At 71.2% G+C, this 25,750-nt stretch carries 14 protein-coding genes; 8 read left to right on the top strand and 6 right to left on the bottom strand.

Annotated features, from left to right (window positions below):
* Positions 1–63: 63 nt before the first annotated feature.
* Positions 64–1,389 (bottom strand): ABC transporter substrate-binding protein, encoded by a 1,326-nt coding sequence (locus ASD18_RS05620; RefSeq protein WP_056087855.1) that lies wholly within the window; start codon positions 1,387–1,389, stop codon positions 64–66.
* A 253-nt stretch (positions 1,390–1,642) separates the two neighbouring features.
* Between ASD18_RS05620 and ASD18_RS05615 the strand changes: the two genes are divergently transcribed.
* Positions 1,643–2,854, top strand: a complete 1,212-nt coding sequence (locus ASD18_RS05615) for an alpha-hydroxy acid oxidase (protein ID WP_056087852.1) — start codon at positions 1,643–1,645, stop codon at positions 2,852–2,854.
* 135 nt (positions 2,855–2,989) lie between these two features.
* Here ASD18_RS05615 and ASD18_RS21760 read toward each other — a convergent pair whose 3' ends face one another.
* The 4 genes from ASD18_RS21760 to ASD18_RS05595 all read right to left on the bottom strand — a co-directional run bounded on the left by ASD18_RS21760 (position 2,990) and on the right by ASD18_RS05595 (position 12,537).
* Positions 2,990–8,716 carry an SGNH/GDSL hydrolase family protein gene (locus ASD18_RS21760; RefSeq protein WP_056087849.1) on the bottom strand — a complete coding sequence of 1,909 codons (5,727 nt, stop codon included), beginning with the start codon at positions 8,714–8,716 and terminating at the stop codon, positions 2,990–2,992.
* 216 nt (positions 8,717–8,932) lie between these two features.
* Positions 8,933–9,400 (bottom strand): GNAT family N-acetyltransferase, encoded by a 468-nt coding sequence (locus ASD18_RS05605; RefSeq protein WP_056087846.1) that lies wholly within the window; start codon positions 9,398–9,400, stop codon positions 8,933–8,935.
* Between the two features lie 30 nt (positions 9,401–9,430).
* Positions 9,431–10,588 (bottom strand): Gfo/Idh/MocA family protein, encoded by a 1,158-nt coding sequence (locus tag ASD18_RS05600; RefSeq protein ID WP_056087841.1) that lies wholly within the window; start codon positions 10,586–10,588, stop codon positions 9,431–9,433.
* Positions 10,585–12,537 (bottom strand): DUF6807 family protein, encoded by a 1,953-nt coding sequence (locus tag ASD18_RS05595; protein WP_056087838.1) that lies wholly within the window; start codon positions 12,535–12,537, stop codon positions 10,585–10,587. Before ASD18_RS05595 ends, ASD18_RS05600 begins: the two co-directional genes overlap by 4 nt.
* Positions 12,538–12,706: 169 nt before the next feature.
* Here ASD18_RS05595 and ASD18_RS05590 point away from each other — a divergent pair, with 169 nt between their 5' ends.
* The 3 genes from ASD18_RS05590 to ASD18_RS05580 all read left to right on the top strand — a co-directional run bounded on the left by ASD18_RS05590 (position 12,707) and on the right by ASD18_RS05580 (position 15,945).
* The gene (locus ASD18_RS05590) at positions 12,707–13,657 is read left to right on the top strand and encodes a carbohydrate ABC transporter permease (RefSeq protein WP_056087832.1); all 951 of its coding nucleotides are present in this window, start codon (positions 12,707–12,709) and stop codon (positions 13,655–13,657) included.
* Positions 13,650–14,573 carry a carbohydrate ABC transporter permease gene (locus ASD18_RS05585; protein ID WP_082573551.1) on the top strand — a complete coding sequence of 308 codons (924 nt, stop codon included), beginning with the start codon at positions 13,650–13,652 and terminating at the stop codon, positions 14,571–14,573. The genes ASD18_RS05590 and ASD18_RS05585 overlap by 8 nt, the downstream gene beginning before the upstream one ends.
* A 61-nt stretch (positions 14,574–14,634) precedes the next feature.
* Entirely contained in the window at positions 14,635–15,945 is a 1,311-nt protein-coding gene (locus tag ASD18_RS05580) for an ABC transporter substrate-binding protein (RefSeq protein ID WP_056087829.1), read from the top strand.
* A gap of 143 nt (positions 15,946–16,088) precedes the next feature.
* Here ASD18_RS05580 and ASD18_RS05575 read toward each other — a convergent pair whose 3' ends face one another.
* Positions 16,089–17,213, bottom strand: coding sequence for a LacI family DNA-binding transcriptional regulator (locus ASD18_RS05575; protein ID WP_082573549.1), 1,125 nt, complete (start codon positions 17,211–17,213; stop codon positions 16,089–16,091).
* A 327-nt stretch (positions 17,214–17,540) separates the two neighbouring features.
* Between ASD18_RS05575 and ASD18_RS05565 the strand changes: the two genes are divergently transcribed.
* From ASD18_RS05565 to ASD18_RS05550, 4 genes are all read left to right on the top strand, one after another.
* Positions 17,541–20,174, top strand: a complete 2,634-nt coding sequence (locus ASD18_RS05565) for a discoidin domain-containing protein (protein ID WP_056087820.1) — start codon at positions 17,541–17,543, stop codon at positions 20,172–20,174.
* A 164-nt stretch (positions 20,175–20,338) separates the two neighbouring features.
* Positions 20,339–21,727, top strand: a complete 1,389-nt coding sequence (locus ASD18_RS05560; protein WP_056087817.1) for a DUF1996 domain-containing protein — start codon at positions 20,339–20,341, stop codon at positions 21,725–21,727.
* Between the two features lie 62 nt (positions 21,728–21,789).
* Positions 21,790–24,393, top strand: coding sequence for a discoidin domain-containing protein (locus ASD18_RS05555; RefSeq protein WP_056087814.1), 2,604 nt, complete (start codon positions 21,790–21,792; stop codon positions 24,391–24,393).
* A 146-nt stretch (positions 24,394–24,539) separates the two neighbouring features.
* Positions 24,540–25,748: an MIR domain-containing protein gene (locus ASD18_RS05550; RefSeq protein WP_156387902.1), complete on the top strand. Its 1,209-nt coding sequence runs from the start codon at positions 24,540–24,542 to the stop codon at positions 25,746–25,748.
* Positions 25,749–25,750: the final 2 nt, after the last annotated feature.

Genomic DNA, 25,750 nt, shown 5'->3' with positions numbered 1-25,750 from the left:
TTTCAAGGTGGTGCTGGTGCGGGTGGTGGGCCGCCCGGAGATCACCGGGCGGCCCACCCCGTGTCACTGGGTGGAGAACTCGGCCTCAGAGAACCACTGCTCGGCGAACTCGTCGGGCGTGAGCGTGCCGTAGGCGAGCTCCTCGGCGAGGGTCCGCCACTTGGCCTCGATGGTGCCGAAGCCCTTGACGGGGATCGGCGTGGACTCGGTCACCTGCTCGGCGACCTTCTCCTCGTACGCGATCACCTGGGCGTCGACGCTGCCCTCGGTCGTGTCGACGGCGGCGCGCTGGTCGGCGTCGGCCGGCACACCCTTCGACGTGCCGAAGATCGTCCCGACCTCGGGGTCCGTGAGCAGGAAGTTGATCAGCGTCGCGGCCTGCTCGGGGTGCTTGGTGTTGGCCCCCGACGACAGCAGCATCGACGGCTTGAAGAACAGGGCCTTCTCGCCCGGCTCGATCGACGGGATCTGCGCCATGGACAGGTTCTGGGTGCCCGAGTCCGCGACGTAGGCGGCCAGGAAGTTGTCCCAGCTCATCTCCGAGGCGGTCTCGTTCACCGTGAAGCCACCCTTGGGTGCGAGGGCGAGGTTGCGGTCGACCGGGAAGACCTGCTTGTCGGCCCGCAGGTCGGCCGTGAGCTCGAGGAACTCGACCACGTCGGCCTCGTCGAAGCCGAAGGTGCCGTCGTCCTCGAAGGGCGTGATGCCCTTCTGCAGGAGCCACTGGATGAAGAACCAGAACGTGGCCGTGTAGTCGACCGCGCCGTAGAGGGCGTAGCCGTCAGCCGTCGTCGTGCCGGCGCCGGAGACCTCCGCGATGAAGTCGTTGTAGTCCTCCCACGTGTACTCGGCCTCGTCGGGGAAGGTGGCCCCGGTCTGCTCGATCACGTTGGGGTTCTGGAACATGGCGAACGTGTTGGTCGACGTCGGGATGCCGATCATCTTGTCCTCGAGCACGCCCGCCGTGGTGAGCGTCTCGTCGAAGCCGGAGAGGTCGATCGTCCCGTTGTCGACCCACTCCTGGAGGTCCAGCAGCTGCCCGTTCTGGTTGAACTCACGCAGGTACGACAGGTCGAACTGCATGACGTCCGGCAGCGAGCGTCCGGCGGCCTCGGTGGACCGTGCCGTCCAGTAGTCCGGGAACCCGGCGAAGCTGGTCTGGACCGTGATGTAGGGGTACTTCTCCTTGAACAGTGCCAGTGCCTCGTTGTACCGGGCTGCTCGGTCGTCGTTGCCCCACCACGTGAAGTTCAGGGTGACGGGGGACGTGTCGGGGCCGGTCGTCGTGGCCGTCGGTTCCGCGTCGCCGGATCCGCCGGACGAGCAGGCGGTCAGGGCGAGGGCGGCGACGGCCGCAACAGCGGCGGTCTTCCACAGGGTTCGCTTCATCGTCGTTGAGCCTCCTTGCTCGGGGGGTGAAAGCGCATTCCGGACGTTAGGCGAGCGCTTGCCGGGATGTCAACGGATCGCGCTGAATCGTTACAAACGCAGGAGGTCCCAGTTCCAGAGTGCCATCCACGACGCCGGGCCGCGCGCCGGTGTGTACGGTCGTGACGGCACGCGGTGGAGCCTGGAGGCGGCGTGTTGTATCGTTTCAATCTCCTGTGCTGCCCGACGACGCGCCTCACACCCTGGAGCCCCGGTGACCGACCGTCAGATCCCCTCGTGGTCCGAGCTCAAGCCCCTGATGCGCCCGAAGCCGCTGGTGCTGAACTCCACTGAGCGGCGCCTGGCCGATGCGCTGACCATCGCCGACCTGCGGACCGTGGCGCGCAAGCGCACCCCGCGCTCGGTGTTCGACTACACCGACGGCGCCGCCGAGGCCGAGATCAGCCTGCGCCGGGCACGCCACCTGTTCCGCGAGCTGGAGTTCCAGCCGTCGATCCTGCACGACGTGTCCCACGTCGACCCGACGACGGACATGATCGGCACCACGTCGGCGCTGCCCTTCGCGTTCGCCCCCACCGGGTTCACACGGATGATGAACCACGAGGGCGAGCGCGCGGTGGTCCGCGTGGCCCAGCGCCGCGGCATCCCCTACGCGCTGTCGACGATGGGCACCACGTCCATCGAGGAGGTCGCCAAGGCCGGCCCGGACGCCCACAAGTGGTTCCAGCTGTACGTGTGGAAGGACCGATCCGCGGGCGAGGACCTCATGGCACGCGCCAAGGCGGCCGGCTTCGAGGCGCTCATGCTCACGGTCGACGTCCCGGTGGCCGGCGCCCGCCTGCGCGACGCCCGCAACGGCTTCTCGATCCCCCCGGCACTGACCGTCAAGACGGTGCTGGACGCCGCGACGCACCCCGCCTGGTGGCTGAACCTGCTGACCACCGAGCCGCTGACCTTCGCGTCGCTGAGCAGCTGGTCCGGCACCGTGGCGGACCTGCTGGACAAGCTGTTCGACCCGACCATGACGATCGCGGACCTCGAGTGGATCCGCGCCTCGTGGGACGGGCCGCTGATCATCAAGGGGGTCCAGACGGTCGAGGACGCCCGCCGGGTCACGGACGCCGGCGCCGACGCGGTGGTCCTGTCCAACCACGGGGGCCGCCAGCTCGACCGGGCGCCCGTGCCGCTGCGCCTGCTGCCGGACGTCGCGGATGCCGTCGGCGACCGGACGCAGGTCTGGGTGGACACCGGGATCATGTCCGGCGCCGACATCGTCGCCGCGATCGCCCTGGGCGCCGACGCGACCCTCGTCGGGCGTGCGTACCTGTACGGGCTCATGGCCGGCGGCGAGCGCGGGGTGGAGCGGGCGGTCGACATCCTCGAGCGCGAGGTCCGCCGCACCATGGCCCTGCTGGGCGTCTCCACGGTCAAGGAGCTGGGCCCACAGCACGTCCGCCTGCCCTGAGACCCCACGCCCAGGCGGGACGTCCGCACTCGGGCAGCCTCCGACCCGCGGGAGTGCGGACGCTGGATCAGCAGTGAGCGGACACACGCCGGCCCGGGCGAGAGGGGTCGCCCGGGCCGGCCTGGTCGGTACTGACTAGCGCGTGACCTTGACCTTCACCTCCGGGCTGCTGGTCGAGCCGAGCGCGTTGGACAGCTCCGCGCGGTAGACGTGCGTGCCGATCGCGCGGCCGTTCACGGTCGTCGTGGCCTTCTGCGCGTTGGTGCCGTTGGCGGTCAGGGACCGGGTGTCGATGAGCACCCCGTCCTCGTACAGCCGGTAGGTCGTCGCGTTGGTCCCCCACCAGAGGTTGGTGGTGAGCGTGTACGACCCGTCGCCGTCCCAGTTGTCGTGGCTGAGCGCCGGGGTCCCCGGGTTGGCGGCCGTGACCTTGACGGTGAGCGGGGCGGTCGTCGTGGACCCGTGCTGGTTGGTCAGCACCGCGGTGTAGACGTACGTCCCGTTGGGCTTGCCGGCGATCTGGAACGCCGCCGACTGCGCGGACGGCGTGGCGTCGACGAGGTCGCGCGTGGCGACCGCGACGCCGTTCTCCAGCAGGGTCACGGTCTGGGCGTTCTGGCCCCACCACAGGTTCGCGGCCACCGTGAAGCTGCTGTCGTTGTCCCAGTTGTCGCTGGACAGGACCGCCTTGCCCGGCTTGGCGGTGGCCGGACCGGGCACCCGCTCGCCGGGACCGGTCGACGGTCCGGTGTAGACGATGCTCGGCGCCGCCGGCGTCGCCATGCCGTCACCGAGGAAGTACCCGGTGTGCGGCGGCTGGTTGTAGCCGGTGTTCTGCCACGCCACGCCCAGGCGGTACACCGGGTCGGACTGCAGGGTGCGCAGCCGGTGGTCGGTGAGGTCCACCGTGGTGGCGATCCGCAGGGCGGAGGAGTCGTCGAGACGCGTGACGATCTCCTCGCGCCAGTCGCCGAACAGATCGGCCTGCAGGGCGGGGGTGCCCTTGGTGCCGTTGTCGGAGAGGGTGCCGGTGGCCCGGTAGATCTCGTCCGACGAGGCCGACGACGGGTCCCACTTCGAGATCGTGGGGACGCCCGTGAGTGCCGTGGTGTCCCAGTCGTGGTCGGTGATCTCCCGCAGCAGGTCTCCGTCCCACCAGGTCAGGAAGTTCGCCGCGGGGATGGTGGTCCCCAGCAGCTCCCCGTCGGCCGCCCGCAGTTGACCCGCGCGCGAGTTCCACGTGCCGTCGGCCACCACGGCCCACGACTCGGCGCCGGGGTGCGACGCGTCGATGTCGTCCGAGGCCCCGCGACCGGTGTCGGCGGTGGCCGGCATCGACCAGAGCACCTCCCCGGTGGCGGCGTCGCGGAACGTCGCCCCGATGCCCTTGCTGTGCGGCGCCTCCTCGTGCACCGCGAACACCTCCAGGCCCGGCCGGCCGGGGTCGAGGTCGCTGACGTGCAGCGCGTCCCCGTGCCCGAGCCCGGTGCCGTAGAGCACCGTGCCGTCGTCGTCGATCGTCATGGACCCGAAGACGATCTCGTCCTTCTGGTCCCCGTCGACGTCGGCCACGGACAGGTTGTGGTTGCCCTGGCCGGTGTACTGCGAGCCGGCCTCGTTGGAGTCGAACGTCCACCGCCTCGTCAGCGAGGAGCCGTCGAAGTCGTAGGCCACCACCACGGTCCGCGTGTAGTAGCCGCGGCTGAAGATCACGCTCGGGTGCTCGCCGTCGAGGTAGACGACTCCGGCCAGGAACCGGTCGACCCGGTTGCCATAGGCGTCGCCCCACGCGCCGACGTCACCACGCGGCGGGGTGTAGTCGATCGTGTCGACCGCCGCGCCCGTGGCCCCGTTGAACACCGTGAGGAACTCCGGCCCGGTGAGCACGTAGCCCGAGGAGTTCCGGTAGTCCGCGCGCGCGTCGCCGATCACGGTACCGAGGCCGTCGACGGTGCCGTCCGCGGTCTTCAGGCTGACCTCGGCCTTCCCGTCTCCGTCCAGGTCGAACACCTGGAACTGCGTGTAGTGCGCGCCGGCCCGGATGTTCTTGCCCAGGTCGATCCGCCACAGCCGGGTCCCGTCCAGCTCGTAGGCGTCCACGTACACGTTGCCCGTGTAGCCGGCCTGCGAGTTGTCCTTGGAGTTGGACGGGTCCCACTTCACGACGATCTCGTACTGCCCGTCGCCGTCGACGTCCCCGACGGAGGCGTCGTTGGCGTGGTACGTGTACGGCTGACCGTCCTTGGTGTACGCGTCGGCCGGCTTGTCCAGCGGCACGTCCAGGTGCTGGCTGTCCCACACGCGGAACTCGGTGGTGGCCCAGCGCTCGATCCCGTCGACCACGGAGCTGACCCGGTAGACCGAGTCCGCGGTCCCGCGGACGTCCAGCACGTTGGTGCTCGTGGTGACCGGGAGCGTCGTGATCTTCGCGCCGTCCCGGTACACGTGGAACGCGATCGAGTCGGGGTCGAGGCCCAGCTGACGCCAGCCGACGTACACGCCGCCGTCGACCGAGACCGCGACCGGGGAGCGGTCGAGCCGCTCGGCCTGCCGGGCCAGGGTGGTGACGGCGGGCGTCGTGACCGTGGAGGACTGCGCGGAGACCCCGCCCGCGTTCACCGAGGCCACGCGGTACGTGTACTCGATGGTGGTGAGCACCGTGCTGTCCGTGTAGGTCGGTCCGCCGGCACGGCCCACGACGACGAACGAGCCGTCCTTGGCCTGCCGGTACACCTGGTAGAACAGCGCGCCGTCGACGGCGTCCCAGGTGAACGTGACGTCGTTCTTGTGGACGGCGCCGAGCGTCAGGCCCGTCGGCACCGCGGCCGTCGGGACGTCCGGGTCGACGGTGGTCACGTCGAGCGTGTCCGTGGGCACCGACTCCGCGCCGGCGGGGTCGAGGGCCACCACGTGGTACTCGTACGCCAACCCGACGTCCGGCGTGGTGTCGACGAACGACGTCGTGGTGACGTCGCCGAGCGCGACCGGAGCGGACGCCCCCGCGGACTTGCGGTAGACCCGGTAGCCGGCGGAGTCGGAGGTGCCGGTCCAGCTCAGCGCGACCTGCACTGACGTCCCGTCGATCGTGACGTCGTCCAGCGTCAGGGCGGACGGCGCCAGCAGCAGCGGCGTGATCTCGATGCCGTTCAGCCGGCTCGACGTCCCCGTCATCACGAGGTTCAGCTGGCCGTCCGTGACGAGCACCGGCTGGCTGACCTTCTCCGACACCGACCCCGCACCCGCGTTCGAGGCGCCGAAGTCCTTGCCCTCGAGCTGCACGTTCGAGCGGCTGGTGCCGATCCAGTCGCCGTTGTACGTCTTCACGGCGTAGGTGCCGTTCGGCACATCGACGGCGAACACGTGCTGGGTGCCCGGGAGCAGGAAGTCGCGCTGCAGGGCGTTCGGCGGCGGCGTGAAGTTGACGCCTCGGTCGCGGCCGCCCAGCCCGGTCGGGTTCAGCCAGCCCCAGCCGATCGCGGGGGTGTACGTCGAGTTCTGGTTCACCTCGGTGTAGCCGGGCATGAGCACGTTGCCGGCCAGCTGCACGTCGAACTTGTACAGCGCGGCCTTCGTGGTGACGCGCACGGCGACCGAGGGGACCGACGGTCCGCGGCCGTTCACCGCGACGACCCGCAGGTCGTACGACGCACCCTCGACGAGCCCACCGACCGCGGCCTGCGGGAGCGTGGAGGTGGCGACGAGCGCGTAGGCGTCGTCCCCGTCCGCGGCGGCCTTGCGGTAGATGCGATAGATGTCCGCGCCCTCGCTCGCCGTCCAGGTGAGCTGCACGCCGGCGTTGGAGACGCTGCCGGCCACGACCCCGGCCGGGGCGGCGGGCACGTCCGCAGGCGGCTCGACGTCCAGGACCTCGTCCGCGAGCGGGAGCGGCAGTGATGCGACATCCGTCGCGACCAGGCGCGCCAGCTGGATCGCCCCGTACTCCTGGAAGTGGGTGTCGTCGACGGTGCCGGTCGGCCGGTTGGGGTACACCCCGGCGGGGACGTGCAGGAACACGCTCGTCGACGCCTCGGGACCGATCTCGTCGAGGTACGACCGGCTGGATGCCGACAGGTCGACCAGCGGCGTGCCGGTCTCGGTGGCCAGAGCCGTGGCCGCGGCGACGTACTCGGGGAACGAGACGTTGAACGTCCCGGTCGCCGCGTCGAAGCTGCGTCGCGACACCGGCGTGACGATCACCGGCTGCGCACCGCGCTGGGTGGCACCGTCGACGAACGTCCGCAGGTACTCCGCGTAGTCGGCGGGCGCGGCGAACCGGTCGTCGACCCCGTAGGTGGCGTCGTTGTGGCCGAACTGCGCGAACAGGTAGTCGCCCGGCTTGACCTGCCGCAGGACCTCGTCGAGACGCCCCTGGCTGATGAAGTTCTTCGACGAGCGGCCGCCGATCGCGCGGTTGTCCACCGTGACGTCGTCGGACAGGAACCGGTCGAGCATCTGGCCCCAGCCGGCCTGCGGCACGTAGTCCGCGGTGTAGGTCTGCACGGTCGAGTCGCCCGTGAGCCACACGGTGGGCTCGCCGCCCGGCCCCCGCGGGCTCTGCGCGGCGATCCGGAGCTGGTTGAGCTTCGGGGCGGTGCCGGAGAAGTCAAGGTTGAGCTGGCCGTCCACGACTGCGATGTCGAACGACATCTCGAGGAACTGGCCCGCAGCCTGGGCCGTCGCCGCGACCTTCGCCATCTGCTCGGCGGTGATCGCGACGTCGGTCGCCTCGGTGGCGTCGCCCGCGATCAGGCTGACGGTGTAGTCGCCGTTGGGCAGGTCGACGACGAGCTCGGTGTCGCCCACGCTCACGAAGTCGGAGCGCAGCGCGTCGGCGGTGGCCCGGTCGGTCGCGGTGACGGCCCGGGTGTCGACGAAGCCGTAGCGGGTGGTCGCGCTGTACGCGCTGGTGGCGTCCAGCCGGATCGCGCCCGGAGCGAGCGCGCCGCTGCCCAGGTCGAAGTCGAGCACGTCCGGCACGGTCGGCGCGGTCGGCAGGCTGCTCACCGCGGCGGCCGACGGCACGGACAGTCCGGCCGCGTCGATCGCCTGCACCCGGTAGTAGCGCAGGACCGAGGTGTCGACGGCGTCGGTGGTGAGCACCGCACGAGCGCCCGTCCGGGCGACCTCGGTGTACGTCCCGTCGACGGTGTCCGACCGCGAGACCGCGTAGCCCGTCGCGCCGGCGACCTCGTTCCAGCGGAGCGTCACGGCGGTCGGGGTCACGTGCGCCAGGCGCACGGCGGCCGGCGCGGCGATCGTCGAGGTGCCGGGGTCCGGCTCCTCCGGCGTGGTCCCGGTCTGTGCGACGACGATCGAGCTCACGTACCCGCCCGCGCCGCTGCCGGTGATGCCGACGGTGAGCTGCCCGTCGGCGACCGTGGCGGGCCACGTGCCGGAGACGGTCGCGGTCTTGGTGCTCAGCGAGCCGCCACCCGCGCCCTCGAGGGTCACGGTGGTCTTGGTGGTGCTGCTCCCGGCGAGCAGGTCGCCCGAGCGCACCGTCACGTCGTAGGTGCCGTTGGGCACGTCGAGGACGAACGTCCACGCCGTGGCGAGCACGAAGTCGCGGTCCGCCGGGTCCTCGGCGCCACGGTCGCGGGAGATCGGCGTGATGCCGTCGGCCGGCACGATGCCGAAGCCGGTCGCGGCCGAGTAGCGGGTCGCGTCGGTCACCTGCTGGTAGCCGTCGGCCACCGGGCTCGTCGCGGTACCCATGTCGAACTTCCACGTGGTGACCGGGTCGGCCGCCAGGGCGGGCAGGCTCCCCGTCGCCGCGAGCGCGAGCACGGTCGCGCCGGCCAGCAGCGCCCGGGTCGTGCGTGGCGCCGGTCGTCCCTCGTCGTGCGTGCGCGTCGAGCGCATGGCATCACCCTTTGTCTCGTCGTTGAGAGCAGAGCCCGATCGGTCATCTTGGAACGATTCACCCGAGCAAGCAGGGACATTCCTACCGATCGCTCACCGGCCGCGCAAGAGTTTCGGGGAAACTGGGGAAAGCGCTCGCCGCACTGGTTTCCCGACGACTACGCAGTCATCCCCACGCGGTATCGCCCCTGATCAGCGGCAATGCCCGCGACCCGACTAGCGCGCGAGGTCGCGCCGCATCACGAAGTTCGTCAGCGCGACGCCGCGCAGCACGGGATGCTGCTCCGCCACGACCTCGAACCCCTGCCGCTCGAAGAACGGCCGCGCGGTGAGGCTCGCGTGCGTGGTGAGCTCGGTGGCGCCGAGGTCCCGTGCCGTCTCCCGCGCCCACCCGAACAGCGCCGTCGCCACGCCCGTCCGCCCGACGTCCGGGTCGACGAAGAGCATGTCGACGTACCCCTGCTCGTCGACGTCGGTGAACCCGACCACCCAGCCGTCGACCTCCGCGAGCTGCGTCCGGTGGGCCGCCCGCCGCGCCGACCAGCCCGCCACGTCGATCTCGTCCGACGCCCAGGCGGCCACCTGCTCGGACGAGTAGTCGCGGCTCGCCGTCGTCCGGATCGCGCGCAGGAACACCTCGAGGGTCGCGACGGCGTCGGACTCGCGGTACGGGCGCAGGATCACGACGACCGAGCCTAGGCGCCGACCGCACGATCAGACCGCGAACGGTGCCCCGAGCTCGGTGAACGTCGCGCCCTCGGCGGCCACCCGCGCGCACCAGTGCTCCACGTCCGCCACCACCGGGTGCCGGTCGCCGAGCTCACCGCGCCACTCGACGAACGCGTCCGGCACCGGTGTCGGGTCCGGGCCGGTCCGCACGGCCTCGAGCACCCGCAGGAACGCGCCGGTGTCCGCGACGGAGCAGCGCAGCCTGATCGCGGGGTGGGTGCGCGCCATGAGCAGCTGGGTGAGCAGGTCCACCCGCCCGCAGCGGATCCGCCGGGTGCCGCGCGGCGAGGACACCTCGATCTCGTCGGTCTCGTAGAACAGGGTCGCGGTGCCCAGCGTGCCGCGGACGGCGATCCGGGCGGGCGAGCGCTGCGGCGCGCACAGGGTCAGCCCCGCCGACACCTGCACCCCACCGCGCGTCCCGACGACGACCGCCGACGTGTCGTCCGCCTCGATCGGGTGGGCGCGGTGCAGGTCGACCCGCACGTCCGTCACGTCCTCCACGGTGCGCGCGCCGGCCAGGAGCAGCGCGGTCGCCACGGCGTGCGCGAGGGGGTTGGTGACCACCCCGTCCACCACCTCGACGCCGTCCAGCGTGCGCCGGCCGGCCCACCGGGCCCGCGCGAAGTACCCGGCGCCGCGCACCCAGGTGCCGACCGCGCCGACCCCGGTGAGCTCCCCGAGCTCCCCGGTGGCGACGATGCGCGCGACCTCGTCGACCGCCCCGGACCCGAACGTCTGGAACCCCACCTGGCAGAGCCGCCCGGTCTCCTCGACGACGGCCAGCAGCTCGGCGTGCTCGGCGAGCGACGCGGTGGTCGGCTTCTCCAGGAGCACGTCGCACCCGGCCCGCAGCGCGGCGGACGCCAGCGCGAGGTGGGTGTGGATGGGCGTCGCGATGACCACGACGTCCGGTCGGGCCTGCACCAGGAGGGTGTCGAGGTCCGGGAACCAGGGGACCTCGCCCTCGACGGGGCGCGGGTCGACGAGCGCGGTGAGGACGGCCAGGCCGCGTTCCTGCAGGTCGGCGACCTTGCGGACGTGCGTGGCGCCGTGGCCGTGCACGCCGACCACGGCGACCGTCGGCAGGTCCGTCGCCGGGTCGCTCACGGGCGTCGCCCCGCGAGGCGTCTGGGTGGTCATCCCCACGCCTGCGCGGCGAGGTGTCCCGCCTCGTCGGCACCGAGCGCCCGGTCCACCACGACGGCGGCGAGCCCCACGTCGAGCTGTCCGCCGTCGGGCACGTCGACCACGCGGTCCCACGCCAGGGCGGGGCCGGCGCCGACGTACTCGGCCACCCGCGCGAACCACGGCCGCAGCACCGCGGGGTGCTGCACCAGCAGGACGGTCGTCGTCGCCACCTCGCGGCGCTGCACGAACGCGAGCCACGGCGACAGGCTGCCGTGCACGGCCTCCTCGCCGACGAGCCCCTCGCCGAGCACCGTGGTGACGTCGGCCGACGGGAGGCGCCAGAAGATGCCGCCGTACCCGGCGCTGGGCCGGCCGTTGGTGCCGGGGCTCTCGATCCGCAGCGACCCGTGGGAGGCGTGCAGCACGCTCGACCAGCGCAGGGTCCAGCCGCGACCGTCCGCGAGGGGTGCCGCGCCCAGGCGGCGGTCCTCGGTCAGCAGGGGCCGGTCGCGCTCGTCGAGCCACTCGATCTCGTCGACGAGCGTCGCGCCCGCGTCGGCCAGCCGCGCACCACCGCTGACCTGCCGACCGTGGTTGGGCAGCAGGGTGGGGCCCTCGTCGCGCAGGAACGTGCGGCCGCCCCAGTAGCTGGTGCCGTTGACCACCGGCACGGCCATGGACACGCCGTAGTGGTGGCGGTGGTCGACCGGGCTGGTCTCGGTGAGCGCGGTGCCCGCCGCCGAGTGCACCGGGTGCAGGTACGGGCGCGGGGCGTGCACTCGGGGCACGCGCTCCCCCGACTCGTACCGGGCCAGCGGAACCGTCGAGGCATCCCTCGCCGTGCCGCTCAGCAGGTACGAGCCCAGGTCAGCGGCCCAGCCGGCCGTGGTGAGCTCGGGGACCTCGGGACCCACCGGGTCGGTCGCCGCGCGCCGCCCGAGCCGTGCCGCGGGGGGCACCGGGCCGCTGCTCGCACGGATCGCGAGGACGGGAGCGATCAGCGAGGGCGTCGGGTCGAGGGCGTCTCCGCCGACCAGCGAGCGCAGGTGCGCCCAGGCCTGCCGGCCGAGCTCGGCCTGCGGCACGGTCGCGGTGGTCAGCGAGGGCGTCGCGAACCGTGCGAGCTCGATGTCGTCGAAGCCCGTGATCGAGACGTCACCGGGTACCGCGACGCCGAGCTCGTTCAGGCGCGCGAGCAGCCCGAACGCGACCAGGTCGTTGTAGGCGACGACGGCCGTGGCCCGGGAGGCGAGCACGTCCTGCGCGGCGGCGTAGCCGGACTCGACCGACGATCCAGCGGGTCGCTCGCTCAGCCGGACGTCCTCGCGCCGGGCGGCCGCGGCGCGCAGCGCGTCGAGCCGGGCACCGTGCGACGCGCTGTCCGGCGGACCGGCCAGGTACAGCAGGTGGCGGTGGCCCAGGCTCGTGAGGTGCTCGACGATCTGGTCGATGCCGGCCGCGTAGTCGATGGCCAGGGTGGGCGTGGTGCCGTCCGCGGCGCGATTCACGACGACCACCGGGCGGATCTCGGGAAGCAGCGCGCGCAGGGTCTGCTCCGACATCCGCGGCGAGACCAGCACGAGGGCGTCGCAGCGCAGGCGGGCGTCGAGCGCGATCCGCTCCTCGTCGCCGGCGTGCTCGGCGGTGTCCGCCACCAGCACCCGGTAACCCTCTTCCGCGGCGGCCGAGGCCACCCCCCGGAGCACCTGCTGGAACATCGGGTTGGCCAGGTCGGGGACCACGACGGCGACGGTGTTGGTGCGTCCGAGCGACAGGCTCCGCGCGGTGTTGCTGGGTCGGTAGTGCAGCTGCTCGGCCACGTCACGGACGCGCGCGGCGAGCTCCGGGTCCACCGTGGAGCGGCCGTTCATCACCCTGCTCACGGTCGCCCGTGAGACGCCCGCGGCATGCGCGACCTCGGCGATGGTCGACGCGCTGCGCGTCCACCCGTTCTGCGTCACTGCAGCCTCCCGCGGTCACCCTCGAGCCACCGAGGTGGGGGTGGCTCCGCGCCGAACATACACCACGGGAAACCGGTTCCCAACCCACGGAAAGCGGTGCTACGGTACCGCCGAGGAACCGGTTTCTCGTTCGGGTCCTCCACGGCGAACACAGTGAGGTGTCGACGACATGTCCGTAGTGACGGAGCTACGCCGGACCGCCAGGTCCGCCCGGGGCGAGAAGGGCACGCCCTCGCGGCGCAGCCTGCGCAACGGTGACGGTAAGGCGGCCGCGCTCTTCCTGCTGCCCTGGTTCCTCGGCCTCGGCCTGATCACCATCGGCCCGATGGTCGCGTCGGGCTACCTGTCCTTCACGGACTACGACCTGCTGCAGCCGCCGACCTGGATCGGGCTCGAGAACTACACGCGGCTGTTCGAGGACCCCCGGCTCGCCAACTCGCTGCGCGTCACGTTCACGTACGTGTTCACCGCGGTGCCGCTGCAGCTCGCCGCGGCTCTGGGGCTCGCGCTGATGCTCGACCGGGGCCTGAAGGGTCTGCCGTTCTACCGGTCGGTCCTCTATCTGCCCTCGCTGCTCGGCGGTTCCGTCGCTGTCGCCATCCTGTGGCGGCAGGTGTTCGGCATCGACGGTCTGGTGAACCAGTTCCTGGCGCTGTTCGGCATCCAGGGCAAGGGCTGGGTGTCCGACCCGGAGACCGCGCTCTGGACCCTCGTCCTGCTGCACATCTGGACGTTCGGCGCTCCGATGATCATCTTCCTGGCCGGCCTGCGGCAGATCCCGGAGATGTACTACGAGGCCGCCGCGATCGACGGGGCCGGCGCGGTGCGCAGGTTCCGCTCGATCACGCTGCCGCTGCTCACGCCGATCATCTTCTTCAACCTGGTGCTCCAGGTGATCGGGGCGTTCCAGAGCTTTACGCAGGCGTTCGTCGTCTCCGGCGGAACGGGCGGACCTGCCGACTCGACGATGTTCTACACGCTCTACCTCTACCAGAAGGGTTTCACGGCCTTCGACATGGGGTACGCGTCCGCCATGGCGTGGTTGCTCGTCCTCATCGTCGCGGCGATGACCCTGATCAACTTCTTCGCCTCCAAGTTCTGGGTCTTCTACGATGACTGAGGTCCACGTGCGCCCCACGCCCACTGCCACCACGCTGTCGGCCCTCGCCGACGAGGCCCCCCCGGTGCAGCACCGCCGCTCCCCGTGGCCGGACCGCCGGCGCTCCGCGCTCAAGCACGCCGGGCTCATCGCGCTCTGCGTCCTGATGCTCTACCCGCTGATCTGGCTGCTGGTCAGCTCGTTCAAGCCGACCGAGCTGATCTTCCGGGACGTGTCGCTCATCCCGAGCGAGATCGACATGACCAACTACTCGGTGGGCTGGAACGCGCTGCAGTACCCCTTCGGGCGGTACCTGATGAACTCCGCGATCATCGTGCTCGGCTCACTGCTGGGGAACCTGGTGGCCTGCTCGATGGCGGCCTACGCGTTCGCCCGGCTGGAGTTCCGGGGACGCAAGCTGTGGTTCGCGGTGATGCTCATGTCGATCATGCTGCCGATCCACGTGATCATCGTCCCGCAGTACGTGCTGTTCTCGAAGCTCGACTGGATCAACACGTTCCTGCCGCTCATCGTGCCGAAGCTGCTGGCCACGGACGCGTTCTTCATCTTCCTCATGGTCCAGTTCTTCCGCGGGATCCCCAAGGAGCTCGACGAGGCCGCGCGTCTCGACGGCTGCGGGCACGGCCGCATCTACCTGCGGATCATGCTCCCGCTGTCGCTGCCCGCCCTGGCCACCACGGCGATCTTCACGTTCATCTGGACGTGGAACGACTTCTTCAGCCAGCTCATCTTCCTGATCCGGCCGGACATGTACACCGCTCCGGTAGCACTGCGCACCTTCATGGACTCCACGGGCGCCAGCTCGTGGGGCCCGATGTTCGCCATGTCGATCGTCTCGCTCATCCCCGTCTTCCTCGCGTTCCTCTTCGGCCAGAAGTACCTGGTCAAGGGGATCGCGACGACGGGCATCAAGTAGCAGTCCTAGTTCCGCCGGCCTTGAGACAGCACACCGTCGTCCTCGTCACCCAAGGAGAACCATGCGACCCCGTCCGTCCTTCCGCGCAGCTGCCGTGCTGGCCGTCGCGGCCCTCGCGCTGACCGCCTGCGCGGGCTCGTCCGACGAGCCCGCCGCCACGCCCACGTCGTCCGGCCCGCCGGAGCCCGTCGAGATCCGCTTCTCCTGGTGGGGCTCCGACACCCGCCACGAGCTGACCCAGCAGGTGCTCGACAAGTTCACGGAGAAGTACCCGCACATCACCGTGGTCCCGGACTACACCGACTGGAACAGCTACTTCGACAAGCTGGGCACCGCGGTCGCCGGCGGGGACGCACCCGACGTCATCACGCAGGAGGAGCGGTTCCTCAACGAGTACGCCTCACGCGGGGTGCTCGCCGACCTCAACGAGCTGGGCCTCGACACCTCGAAGATCGACGAGGGCGTCCTCCAGTCCGGCACCATCGACGACGCCCTCTACGGCGTGGCCACCGGCGTCAACGCGTACGCGATCGTCGCCGACCCGACCGCGTTCGAGGCGGCCGGCGTCGAGCTGCCCGACGACAAGACCTGGACCTGGGACGACTACGTCGAGATCGCCGACCAGATCTCCGCGGCGACCGGCAAGGCCGTGTTCGGCGCGCAGGACTACGGCTTCAACGAGCCCGGGTTCTCGATCTACGCCCGCCAGCGCGGTGAGTCGCTGTACACGGAGGACGGCAAGCTCGGGTACGAGGACAAGACGATCGCCGAGTGGTGGCAGCACTCGCTCGACCTGCAGGAGGGTGGCGGCCAGCCCGACGCCGCCACCACGGTCGAGGTCGACGCCGGCGGACCGGAGCTGTCGCTCGTCGCCACCGGCAAGGGCGCCATGGCGTGGTTCTGGACCAACCAGCTGACCGCGATCACCAACGCGTCCGGCAAGGAGCTCAAGCTGCTCCGCGTCCCCGGCGAGTCGGAGGAGGAGCGCACCGGCATGTACTTCAAGCCGGCCATGTTCTACTCCGTCTCCGCCAAGTCCGAGCACCCGGAGGAGTCCGCGCTGCTGATCGACTTCCTGCTCAACGACCCGATCGCCGGCGAGATCATCCTGTCCGACCGCGGTCTGCCGGCGAACACCGACGTCCGCGCCGCCGTGGAGGACAAGTTCTCCGCCACCGACAAGCAAGCCGCCGAGTTCCTCGCCGGTCTCGAGGGCGAGATCGTCGACGGCCCTGCGGTCCCGCCCGTCGGTGCCGGTCAGGTCGCCGAGATCACGCGCCGCATCAACCAGGAGGTCCTGTTCGGCCGGATGACCCCGGCCGACGCCGCCAAGCAGTACCGCCTCGAGGTCGAGTCGGCCATCGGCAGCTGACCCACCCCGCACCACCGGCGACGTCCGCACTCCCGGGGCCCCCACCCCGCAGGAGTGCGGACGTCGCTGCATGCAGGGCGGTTGCGTCCGCACTCGTGTGGGTTCCCACCCGCAGGAGTGCGGACGTTGCGAGGTGGCGGGGCTCAGGCGCTGGCGCGGATGCGGAGGGTCGGCTCGAAGATCGTCGACGTCACCCGGCGCCCCGGGTCCGCGATGGTGTCCAGCAGGATCCGGGCCATCTCCGCGGCCATCTCCTCGATCGGCTGCCGCACGGACGTGAGCGCAGGACGGGACAGGGCGCCGAGCGAGCTGTCGTCGAACCCGATCACCCGCACGTCCTCGGGCACCCGACGACCGGCCGCCTGCAGGGCCTCGATCGCGCCGAGCGCCATGAGGTCGTTGGACGCGAACACCCCGTCCAGGTCCCCGTACCCGTCGAGCAGCGCGGTCATCGCCGCGAGGCCGCTCTCGTAGGTGAAGTTGCCGCCGGCCGTGGGCACGAACGCCTGACCGTGCCGGGCCATCGCGTCCTGGAACCCGGAGAGCCGGTCCTGCGCGGAGGGCACGTCGAGCGGACCGGAGATGGCCGCGACGTGCCGGCACCCGCGGGCCACCAGGTGCTCGGCGGCGAGCCGGGCGCCGTCGCGGTTGGCGACGTCGACGAAGCTCAGCGGGATCGGGCGACCGGGTCGGGCGAACACGACGGCGGGCAGGCCGGCCTCGACGAGCAGGGCGGGCATCGGGTCCTCGCCACGGGTGGACACGACGAGGGCGCCGTCGGCGTTGCCGTTGCGCAGCGAGGAGATCACGCGCGACCGGTCGAAGTCCGTCTCCGCGAGCATGAGGATCGGGTCCACGTCGTGCGGGCGCAGGGCACGCAGCATGCCGCCGACCACCCGGCCGAAGAACGGGTCGGCGAAGTCGATGGTCGACGGCGACCCCTGCTCCTCCGCGCCGGACACGACGACGATCACCGCGCCGGTCCGGCGGGTGACCAGCGAGCGGGCCGCGAGGTTGGGGACGTAGCCGGTGGTCGCGATGGCCTCGCGGACGACCGCCTGGATCTCGGCAGCGACCCGGCGCTGGCCGTTGACGACGCGCGAGACGGTGGCCCGCGAGACGCCGGCCACGCGGGCGACGTCCTCGAGGGTGGGCGCGCCCGTCCCCGACGCGCGGCCGGGGACCGGCGTGCCCGACGGAGGCGTTGCCTCGAGCGTCCCGGCGCCGAGGCGCGCAGGCGGAGGCGCGTCGGCCGGGTCGTCTGCCATGCCCGCAGGCTACCAGGATCGGAGAGCGCTCTCGCGGATTTCGATCAGTGGTCGGCGTCACGGCGGACCATTCTCCGGTCATCAGGGCTGTACGCGCGGGTGAGAACGGGTATAGCGTCCCTTTTCGGGAGCCAGACCGGGCCCAACCCCCACCCAGCCAGCGCTGTGCCCGCCCCGAACTCGGTCGTCGCGGTAGAGCGCTCTCCCACTCGCATCACCGGCATCAGCTCAACGACGAACTGCACGCCCTGCGCACGGAGCGACGACGAGGTCGACTGCGGATCACCTCGTGTCCCCCGCGCCGGGCCAGCCCCGGAGGAGACACCTGTGTTCACGACCACCACCGACCGCCCGACCAGGAACGCACCCCCACCCGGCCGCAGCCGGCGCCTCCTGGGCGTCCTGACCGCTGCCGTGCTCGTCGCCGCCGGCATCGGCATCCCCGCCGTGGCCGCGCAGGCCGAGCCCGTCCTGCTGTCCCAGGGCAAGACCGTCACCGCGTCGTCCGTCGAGAACGCCGACTACACGCCGGCGTCCGCCGCGGTCGACGGGAACGCGGGCACGCGCTGGGCGAGCACCGCGTCCGACGCCCAGTGGCTGACCGTCGACCTGGGGGCGACCGCGCAGGTCAACCAGGTCGTGCTCACCTGGGAGGCGGCCTACGGGTCCGGGTACCAGATCCGGACGTCGGAGAACGGGACGTCCTGGACGAGCATCTACTCGACGACCACCGGCAAGGGTGGCAAGGAGACGCTGGACGTCACCGGCAGCGGCCGGTACCTGCAGGTGCTCGGCACCAAGCGCGCCACCGGCTACGGCTACTCGCTGTGGGAGGTGCAGGTCTACGGCACCCCCGGCGGGACGCAGCCCCCGACGGGCACCTGCGGCACGGCCAACGTGGCGCAGGGCAGGACCGCGACCGCGTCGTCGTCCGAGCAGGGCGCCGGCACCGCGGCCGGCCTGGCGGTCGACGGCAACGCCGGCACCCGCTGGGCGAGCACGTTCGCCGACAACCAGTGGTGGCAGGTGGACCTCGGCGCCAGCCAGGCGGTCTGCAACGTCACGCTCAGCTGGGAGGGCGCGTACGGCAAGACGTTCCGGGTTCAGGGGTCTGCCGACGGCACAGCGTGGACCACCCTGTCCACGCTCACGAACGGCACCGGCGGCACGCAGTCGATCGCGCTCACGGGCACCGCCCGGCACCTGCGCCTCGACCTGCAGACCCGGGGCACCGGTTACGGCTTCTCGCTCTGGGAGGTCGCCGTCCGCACGACCGGCACGACGACGCCCACCCCCGACCCGACCGGTCCCACCGGCCCAGCGGACGGCAAGGTCCGCGTCGCGGGCAGCCAGGGGAACTGGGCGCTGCTGGTCAACGGCCAGCCGTGGGTGACCAAGGGCATGACGTGGGGACCGGCCCCGGCCGACTTCCCGCAGCACGCCGCCAACCTCAAGGCCATGGGCGTCAACACCATCCGGACGTGGGGCACCGACGCGGGATCGAAGGTCCTGCTCGACGCCGCCGCGGCCGCGGGCATGCGCACGGTCGCCGGCTTCTGGCTGGCCCCCGGCGGCGGCCCCGGCTCGGGCGGCTGCCCGAACTACGTCACCGACACCGCGTACAAGACGAGCTCGATGAACGACATCGTCACCTGGGTCACCGCCTACAAGGACAACCCCGGCGTGCTCATGTGGAACGTCGGCAACGAGTCCCTGCTCGGCCTCGGCAACTGCTACTCGGGCGCCGAGCTCGAGGCGCAGCGCACCGCCTACGCCACGTTCGTCAACGACGCGGCCAAGCGGATCCACCAGATCGACCCCACCCACCCGGTCACGTCGACCGACGCGTGGACCGGCGCGTGGCCGTACTACAAGGCGAGCGCGCCCGACCTGGACCTCTACGGCCTGAACGCCTACAACGCGGTGTGCGACGCCAAGGCGACGTGGATCGCCGGCGGCTACACCAAGCCGTACCTCATCACCGAGGGCGGTCCGGCCGGCGAGTGGGAGGTCCCGAACGACGCCAACGGCGTGCCCGACCAGGGCACCGACGCGCAGAACGCGGCCGGCTACACGCGGGCGTGGGACTGCATCAAGGCCCACCCGGGGGTCGCGCTCGGCGCCACCCTGTTCCACTACGGCAACGAGGGCGACTTCGGCGGCATCTGGTTCAACGTGAAGCCGGGCAACAACAAGCGCCTCTCGTACTACGCGATCGCCAAGGCGTACGGCGGCTCGGCCGGGGCGGCGGGGGTCAACACTCCCCCGACGTTCAGCTCGATGACCGTGCCCAGCAGCGGCAACGTCGTCGCCGGTTCGACGTTCACCGTCACCGCGGCGGCGAGCGACCCCAACGGGGACCCGATCACCTACAACGTGCTGCTGAACAGCAAGTACGTGAACGACTCCGGAGGCCTGGCCCCCGCGACGTTCACGCGCAGCGGCACCACGTTCTCGGTGACGGCTCCGCAGACGCTCGGTGTGTGGAAGGTCTACGTCTTCGCCGAGGACGGCAAGGGCAACGTGGGCGTCGAGACGAAGTCGTTCCGCGTCGTCCCGCCGGCCGTGGGCGGCAGCAACATCGCCCAGGGCCGCACCACCACCGCGTCGTCGTTCGACCCGTACAACGGCAACTTCACGCCGAGCCAGGCGACGGACGGCAGCTACGCCACCCGATGGGCCAGCAACTGGGCCGACGACGAGTGGATCCAGGTCGACCTGGGCTCGGTCCGCTCGTTCTCGTCGATCCAGCTGGTGTGGGAGTCCGCGTTCGGCAAGGGCTACCGCATCGAGACGTCGAACGACGGGAACGCGTGGTCGACCCTGACCACGGTCACCGCGGGCGACGGGAACGTCGACACCCTGAACACCGCCGGCTCGGCCCGCTACGTGCGGGTGCACGGGACAGCCCGCGGCACCGCGTACGGCTACTCGCTGTACGAGCTGGGCGTTTATGCATAGCAGCATCGACGCTTCCGCAGCTCTTTGACACGTGCCCGGGGCGGGCGGCCACCCGCCCCGGGCACCACCCCTCGGCCAACCCCTCACAGAGCCGATACGCCGAAGGTTCGTGTGCATCGTCGCACCTCCTTCGGGTCTGTCCGATCCCTCCTGAAGGAGACCTCATGCCCACCCATCTCCACGCACCACGCTCCCGGAAAGCCCGGGCCTGGCTGGCCGGGACGTTGTCCGCGGTGCTCGTCGCGACCGGTCTCGGCGTCGCGATCGCCACGACCGCGAGCGCCGCACCCGTCAACATCTCGCAGGGCAAGCTCGCCACGTCCTCGTCGGCGGAGGGCCCGGACTTCACCGCGTCCAAGGCCGTCGACGGCAACGGCAACACCCGCTGGGCCAGCCAGTTCTCCGATGCGCAGTGGATCCAGGTCGACCTCGGCGCCACCGCCACCGTCGACCGCGTCGAGCTGCGCTGGGAGGCGGCCTACGCCAAGGCGTTCCAGGTGCAGCTCTCCCCGAACGGCACCACCTGGACCACCGTCGCGACCGCCACCAACGGCACCGGCGGCAACCAGACGGTCGCCGCGTCGGGCACGGGCCGCTACCTGCGGCTCAACCTCACCGCGCGCGGCACGGGCTACGGCTACTCGCTGTGGGACCTCGCCGTGTACGGCACGGGTGGTGCGAGCACGCCTCCGCACACCCCGAAGCCGCTGCCGCCGGCTCCGCCGGGCGCCGACACGACCGTGACGCACCACGAGTTCCAGGCCAACTGCACCCCGACGCACACGCTGAACGACGACCCGATCGTCTACCCCGGCCAGGCGGGCGCGTCGCACAGCCACACCTTCATGGGCAACCGCTCGACCAACGCGAACACCACGACGGCGTCGCTGCTGGCTGCGAACAGCACGAGCTGCACGGTCCCGCAGGACGAGTCGGCGTACTGGTTCCCGACGCTCATGCACGGTGAGAACAAGGTCGTCGCCAGCAACGAGCAGACCATCTACTACAAGACCGGGATCATCGACTACAAGAAGGTCGTCCCGTTCCCGCAGGGTCTGCGGTTCCTCGTCGGCAGCATGACGGCCACGAAGGACGAGTTCCGGACCGCTCCCGGCGCGGTCGAGGGCTTCGAGTGCGGGAACAGCTCGTTCAACTGGGACATCCCCGCGAGCTGCCCGGTCGGCTCGCAGCTCAACGTCCGCTACCAGGCACCGAGCTGCTGGGACGGCATCAACCTCGACTCGGCCAACCACAAGAGCCACATGGCGTACCCGGTCAACGGTGAGTGCACGGCGACGCACCCGGTCGCGGTGCCGATGATCGAGTTCAAGCTGTCCTGGCCGGCCGACGGGAACATGTCGGACGTCCGGTTCTCCAGCGGTCGTGGGTTCTCGTTCCACTACGACTTCTTCAACGCGTGGGACCCGGCCGTGCTCCAGGCGCTGACCGAGCACTGCATCAACGGCGGTCTGCAGTGCAACCCGCGCGGCTATGACCTGTACAAGCCGTGGGCCGGAGCGGTCCTGGACGCGAACTACAACCTCATCCCGTAGGGCCCCTCGCGCGTCCCGGTCCGCGAGGGCCGGGACGCGCCCACCTCTCCCGAAGGAATCCCATGCACACCCATGTCCACTCCCGGGCGCGAGCCTGGGTCGCGGCAGTGCTCGCGGCAGGCGTCGTCGCCGTCGGAGCGATCACCGCTGCCACCGCCGCGAACGCGGCGCCCGTGAACCTGTCCCAAGGCAGGACCGCCACGGCGTCCTCCACGGAGAACGCCGACTACACCCCCGCCCGGAACGCGGTCGACGGCAACGCCGCCACCCGCTGGGCGAGCCTGCCGGCGGACCCGCAGACCTTCCAGGTCGACCTCGGCCAGACCGCGACCCTCGACCACGTGACGCTCGTGTGGGAGGCCGCGTACGGCAAGGCGTTCACCGTCCAGACGTCCATCGACGGCTCGTCCTGGTCCACCGCGGCCACGGTCACCAACGGCACCGGCGGCACGCAGAACGTGAATGTCGCCGGCACCGCCCGGTACGTGCGGCTCAACCTCACGGCCCGCGGCACCGGCTACGGCTACTCGCTCTGGGAGTTCCAGGTCTTCGGCGAGGTCGGCGGGGTCACACCGACACCCACGCCCACCCCGACGGCGGGCACCTGCGGCACGGCCAACGTCGCCCAGGGCAAGACGGCCACCGCGTCGACCACCGAGAACGGCGGCACGCCCGCGAGCGCGGCGGTCGACGGCAACCTCGGCACGCGCTGGTCCAGCACGTTCGCGGACGCGCAGTGGTGGCAGGTCGACCTCGGCTCGTCGCAGAGCGTCTGCAAGGTCACGCTGCGGTGGGAGGGCGCGTACGGCAAGGCGTTCCGCGTCCAGACGTCCACCACCGGCACCACGTGGGCGACGGCGGCTACGGTCACCAACGGCACCGGCGGCGTGCAGACGATCGACGTCGCCGCGACCGCGCGCTACGTCAGGCTCGACCTGACGTCTCGCGGCACGGGCTACGGCTACTCGCTCTGGGAGGTCCAGATCAACGCAGGAGGCACCCCGCCCGTGACCGACCCGATCCCCGGCGGCGGCGACCTCGGCCCGAACGTCCACGTGTTCACGCCGACCACCGGGCAGGCCGCGATCCAGGCGAAGCTCGACGAGACGTTCACGGCCCAGGAGGAGGCGCAGTTCGGCACCCGCCGCGACCAGTTCCTCTTCGCCCCCGGCACCTACGACGTGCAGGCGCACATCGGGTTCAACACGTCGATCAACGGCCTCGGTCGCAACCCCGACGACGTGAACATCACCGGCGGCGTGTGGGCCGACGCGCAGTGGTTCGGCGGCAACGCGACGCAGAACTTCTGGCGTTCGATGGAGAACCTCAAGATCACGCCGTTCACCGGGGAGAACCGCTGGGCGGTCTCGCAGGCCGCGCCCATGCGGCGCATCCACGTCGCAGGGGACCTCGCGGTCTTCCCGTCGTCGTACGGCTGGGCCTCGGGCGGCTTCACGGCCGACTCCAAGGTGGACGGCGCGATGAAGTCGGCGTCGCAGCAGCAGTGGTACACCCGCGACTCGGCACTCGGCCGCTGGGAGGGCTCGGTCTGGAACATGGTGTTCTCGGGCGTGACCGGCTCACCGGCGCCGAGCTTCCCGAACCCGTCGCACACGGTGCTCGACACCACGCCCATCAGCCGGGAGAAGCCGTACCTGTACCTCGACGGCTCCAGCTACGCGGTGTTCGTGCCGTCGGCCCGCACCAACGCCCGTGGCGTCTCGTGGCCGAACACGCCGGGCACGTCGATCCCGCTGAACCAGTTCTACGTCGCCAAGCCCGGTGACACCGCGGACCGCATCAACGCCGCACTGGCCCAGGGCCTGCACCTGCTGCTCACCCCCGGGATCTACACGCTCGACAAGACGATCGACGTCACCCGTGCGGACACCGTGGTGCTCGGCCTCGGCTACGCGACGATCGTCCCGACGGCCGGCCAGACGGCCATGAAGGTCGGCGACGTCAACGGCGTCCGGATCGCCGGAGTCCTGTTCGACGCGGGCGTCACCAACTCCCCCGCGATGCTCGAGGTCGGGTCGGCTGGCAACCACACCGACCGCGCCGCCAACCCGGTCTCGCTGCACGACGTGTTCGTCCGCGTCGGCGGCCGGATCCCCGGCAAGGTGACCTCGGCCATCGTCGTCAACTCCGACGACACGCTCATCGACCACATCTGGTCGTGGCGCGGCGACCACGGGGCCGGGGTGGGCTGGAACGAGAACCCGTCCGCGTACGGCCTGGTGGTGAACGGCAACGACGTGCTCGGGCTGGGCCTGTTCGTGGAGCACTACCAGAAGGAGAACACCCTCTGGAACGGTGACCGCGGGCGGACGATCTTCTACCAGAACGAGCTGCCGTACGACGTGCCGAACCAGGCTGCGTGGCAGAACGGCACCCGTCGCGGCTACGCGGGCTATCGGGTGGCCGACGCCGTGACCACCCACGAGCTGTGGGGCGGCGGCGTGTACAGCTTCTTCAACGTCGACCCGAGCATCGTCGTCGACAGCGGGTTCCAGTCACCGGTCAAGCCGGGGGTGCGGTTCCACAACATCCTCACCGTGTCGCTCGGCGGCAACGGCGTGATCGCGCACGTCATCAACGACACCGGCGGCGTGGCGCAGGGCACGGCCACGATCCCGGCGTACCTGGTCAGCTACGGCGGCTGACCGACCACCGCGACGGCCCCGGCTCCCCTGCGAGCCGGGGCCGTCGTCGTATCTCACCCCGCCCCGCGGACTCCTTCGTGGCACCCTCGACATGCACGGGGGTGCCGCAGGTCGAGGCGCGGCTCACGGGACGGGAGGGTGTGTCGATGCCGGAGCAGGTCCTCCTTCGAGGGGCGGTCGCGTTCGACCCCGCCACCCACGGCTTCGCGTTCCCGAACGCGTTCGTCAACGAGGTGCTCACGCTGCCCAACGGCGCCAAGATCACGACGTCGGGCCGGTGCGGCGGGATGGCCTACGCGTCGCTCGACTACTTCCTCGCCGGGCAGCCGGTGCCCGCCTGGCGCGCCGACCTGTGGGCGCCGAGCCGCGTCCCGCCGGACTCCCACTGGCTCGCGCAGCTGTTCACCCAGCGCCTGCGGGACTCGTTCTTCACCGGGTCCGCCGCCAAGTTCGTCACCTGGTCCATGCACTCCGACGACGAGACCTGGGTGTTCAAGGGCGTCACCCGCTGGACCAAGGAGGAGGAGCTCCCCCGCCTCATGAAGTCCATCGACGCCGGCCGGCCCGTCGTCCTCGGGCTCGTCGTCGCGCGCAGCCTCGCGTCGATCGGCGACAACCACCAGGTGATCGCGTACGGGTACGAGCAGGACCGCGCCACGGGCCGGACCACCGTGCAGGTCTACGACAACAACTCGGTGGGCAAGGCCGTGACGCTCACGTCCGACCGCGACCAGCCCGACTGGAACGCGTCCAACGGCCACACCTGGCGCGGCTTCTTCCTGCAGGACTACACGCCCCGACGTCCTCGGGTGCTCACCAGGCGCCCGCCCGGCGTGAAGGACCAGGTCTCCACCGGCGACACCGTCAAGCTGTCGCACGTGTGGACCGGCCTCACCCTGCACTCCCACGACCTCCCGTACACGCACCGCGACAGCGACGGCCTGCAGCAGGTCACGTGCTTCTCAGGTTCCGACGACAACGACCGGTGGCTGCTCGTCGGGACCGCCGGGACGCCCGCCGGCACCGCGCTGCACGACGGGTCGGTGCTCCGGCTGCGGCACGTGTCGACCGGCCGCTGGCTCCGCAGCGAGTCCGGCATCCCCTCTCCTTTGACGCGCCAGCAGCAGGTCAGCGCCGTCGACACCCCCGACTCGTCCGCGGACTGGCGCGTCGAGATCGTCGACGACCGCCCCTGGACCGCCGGCGCCCGCGTCCGCCTCGTGCACGTCGCCTCCGGCGCCGCGCTGCACTCCCACCGCGCCTCGGACCCCCGGCTGACCGCCGGCCAGCAGGAGGTCACCGGCTATGCGGAGCGCGACGTCAACGACTGGTGGACGGTCCTCGAGCTCAGCTGACG

Origin of the sequence: Cellulomonas sp. Root137 (genome assembly GCF_001426725.1) — a bacterium.
GTDB lineage: Bacteria > Actinomycetota > Actinomycetes > Actinomycetales > Cellulomonadaceae > Cellulomonas.
The sequence above is the reverse complement of the archived record's forward strand: the minus strand, read 5'-3'. Positions and strand labels throughout refer to the sequence as shown.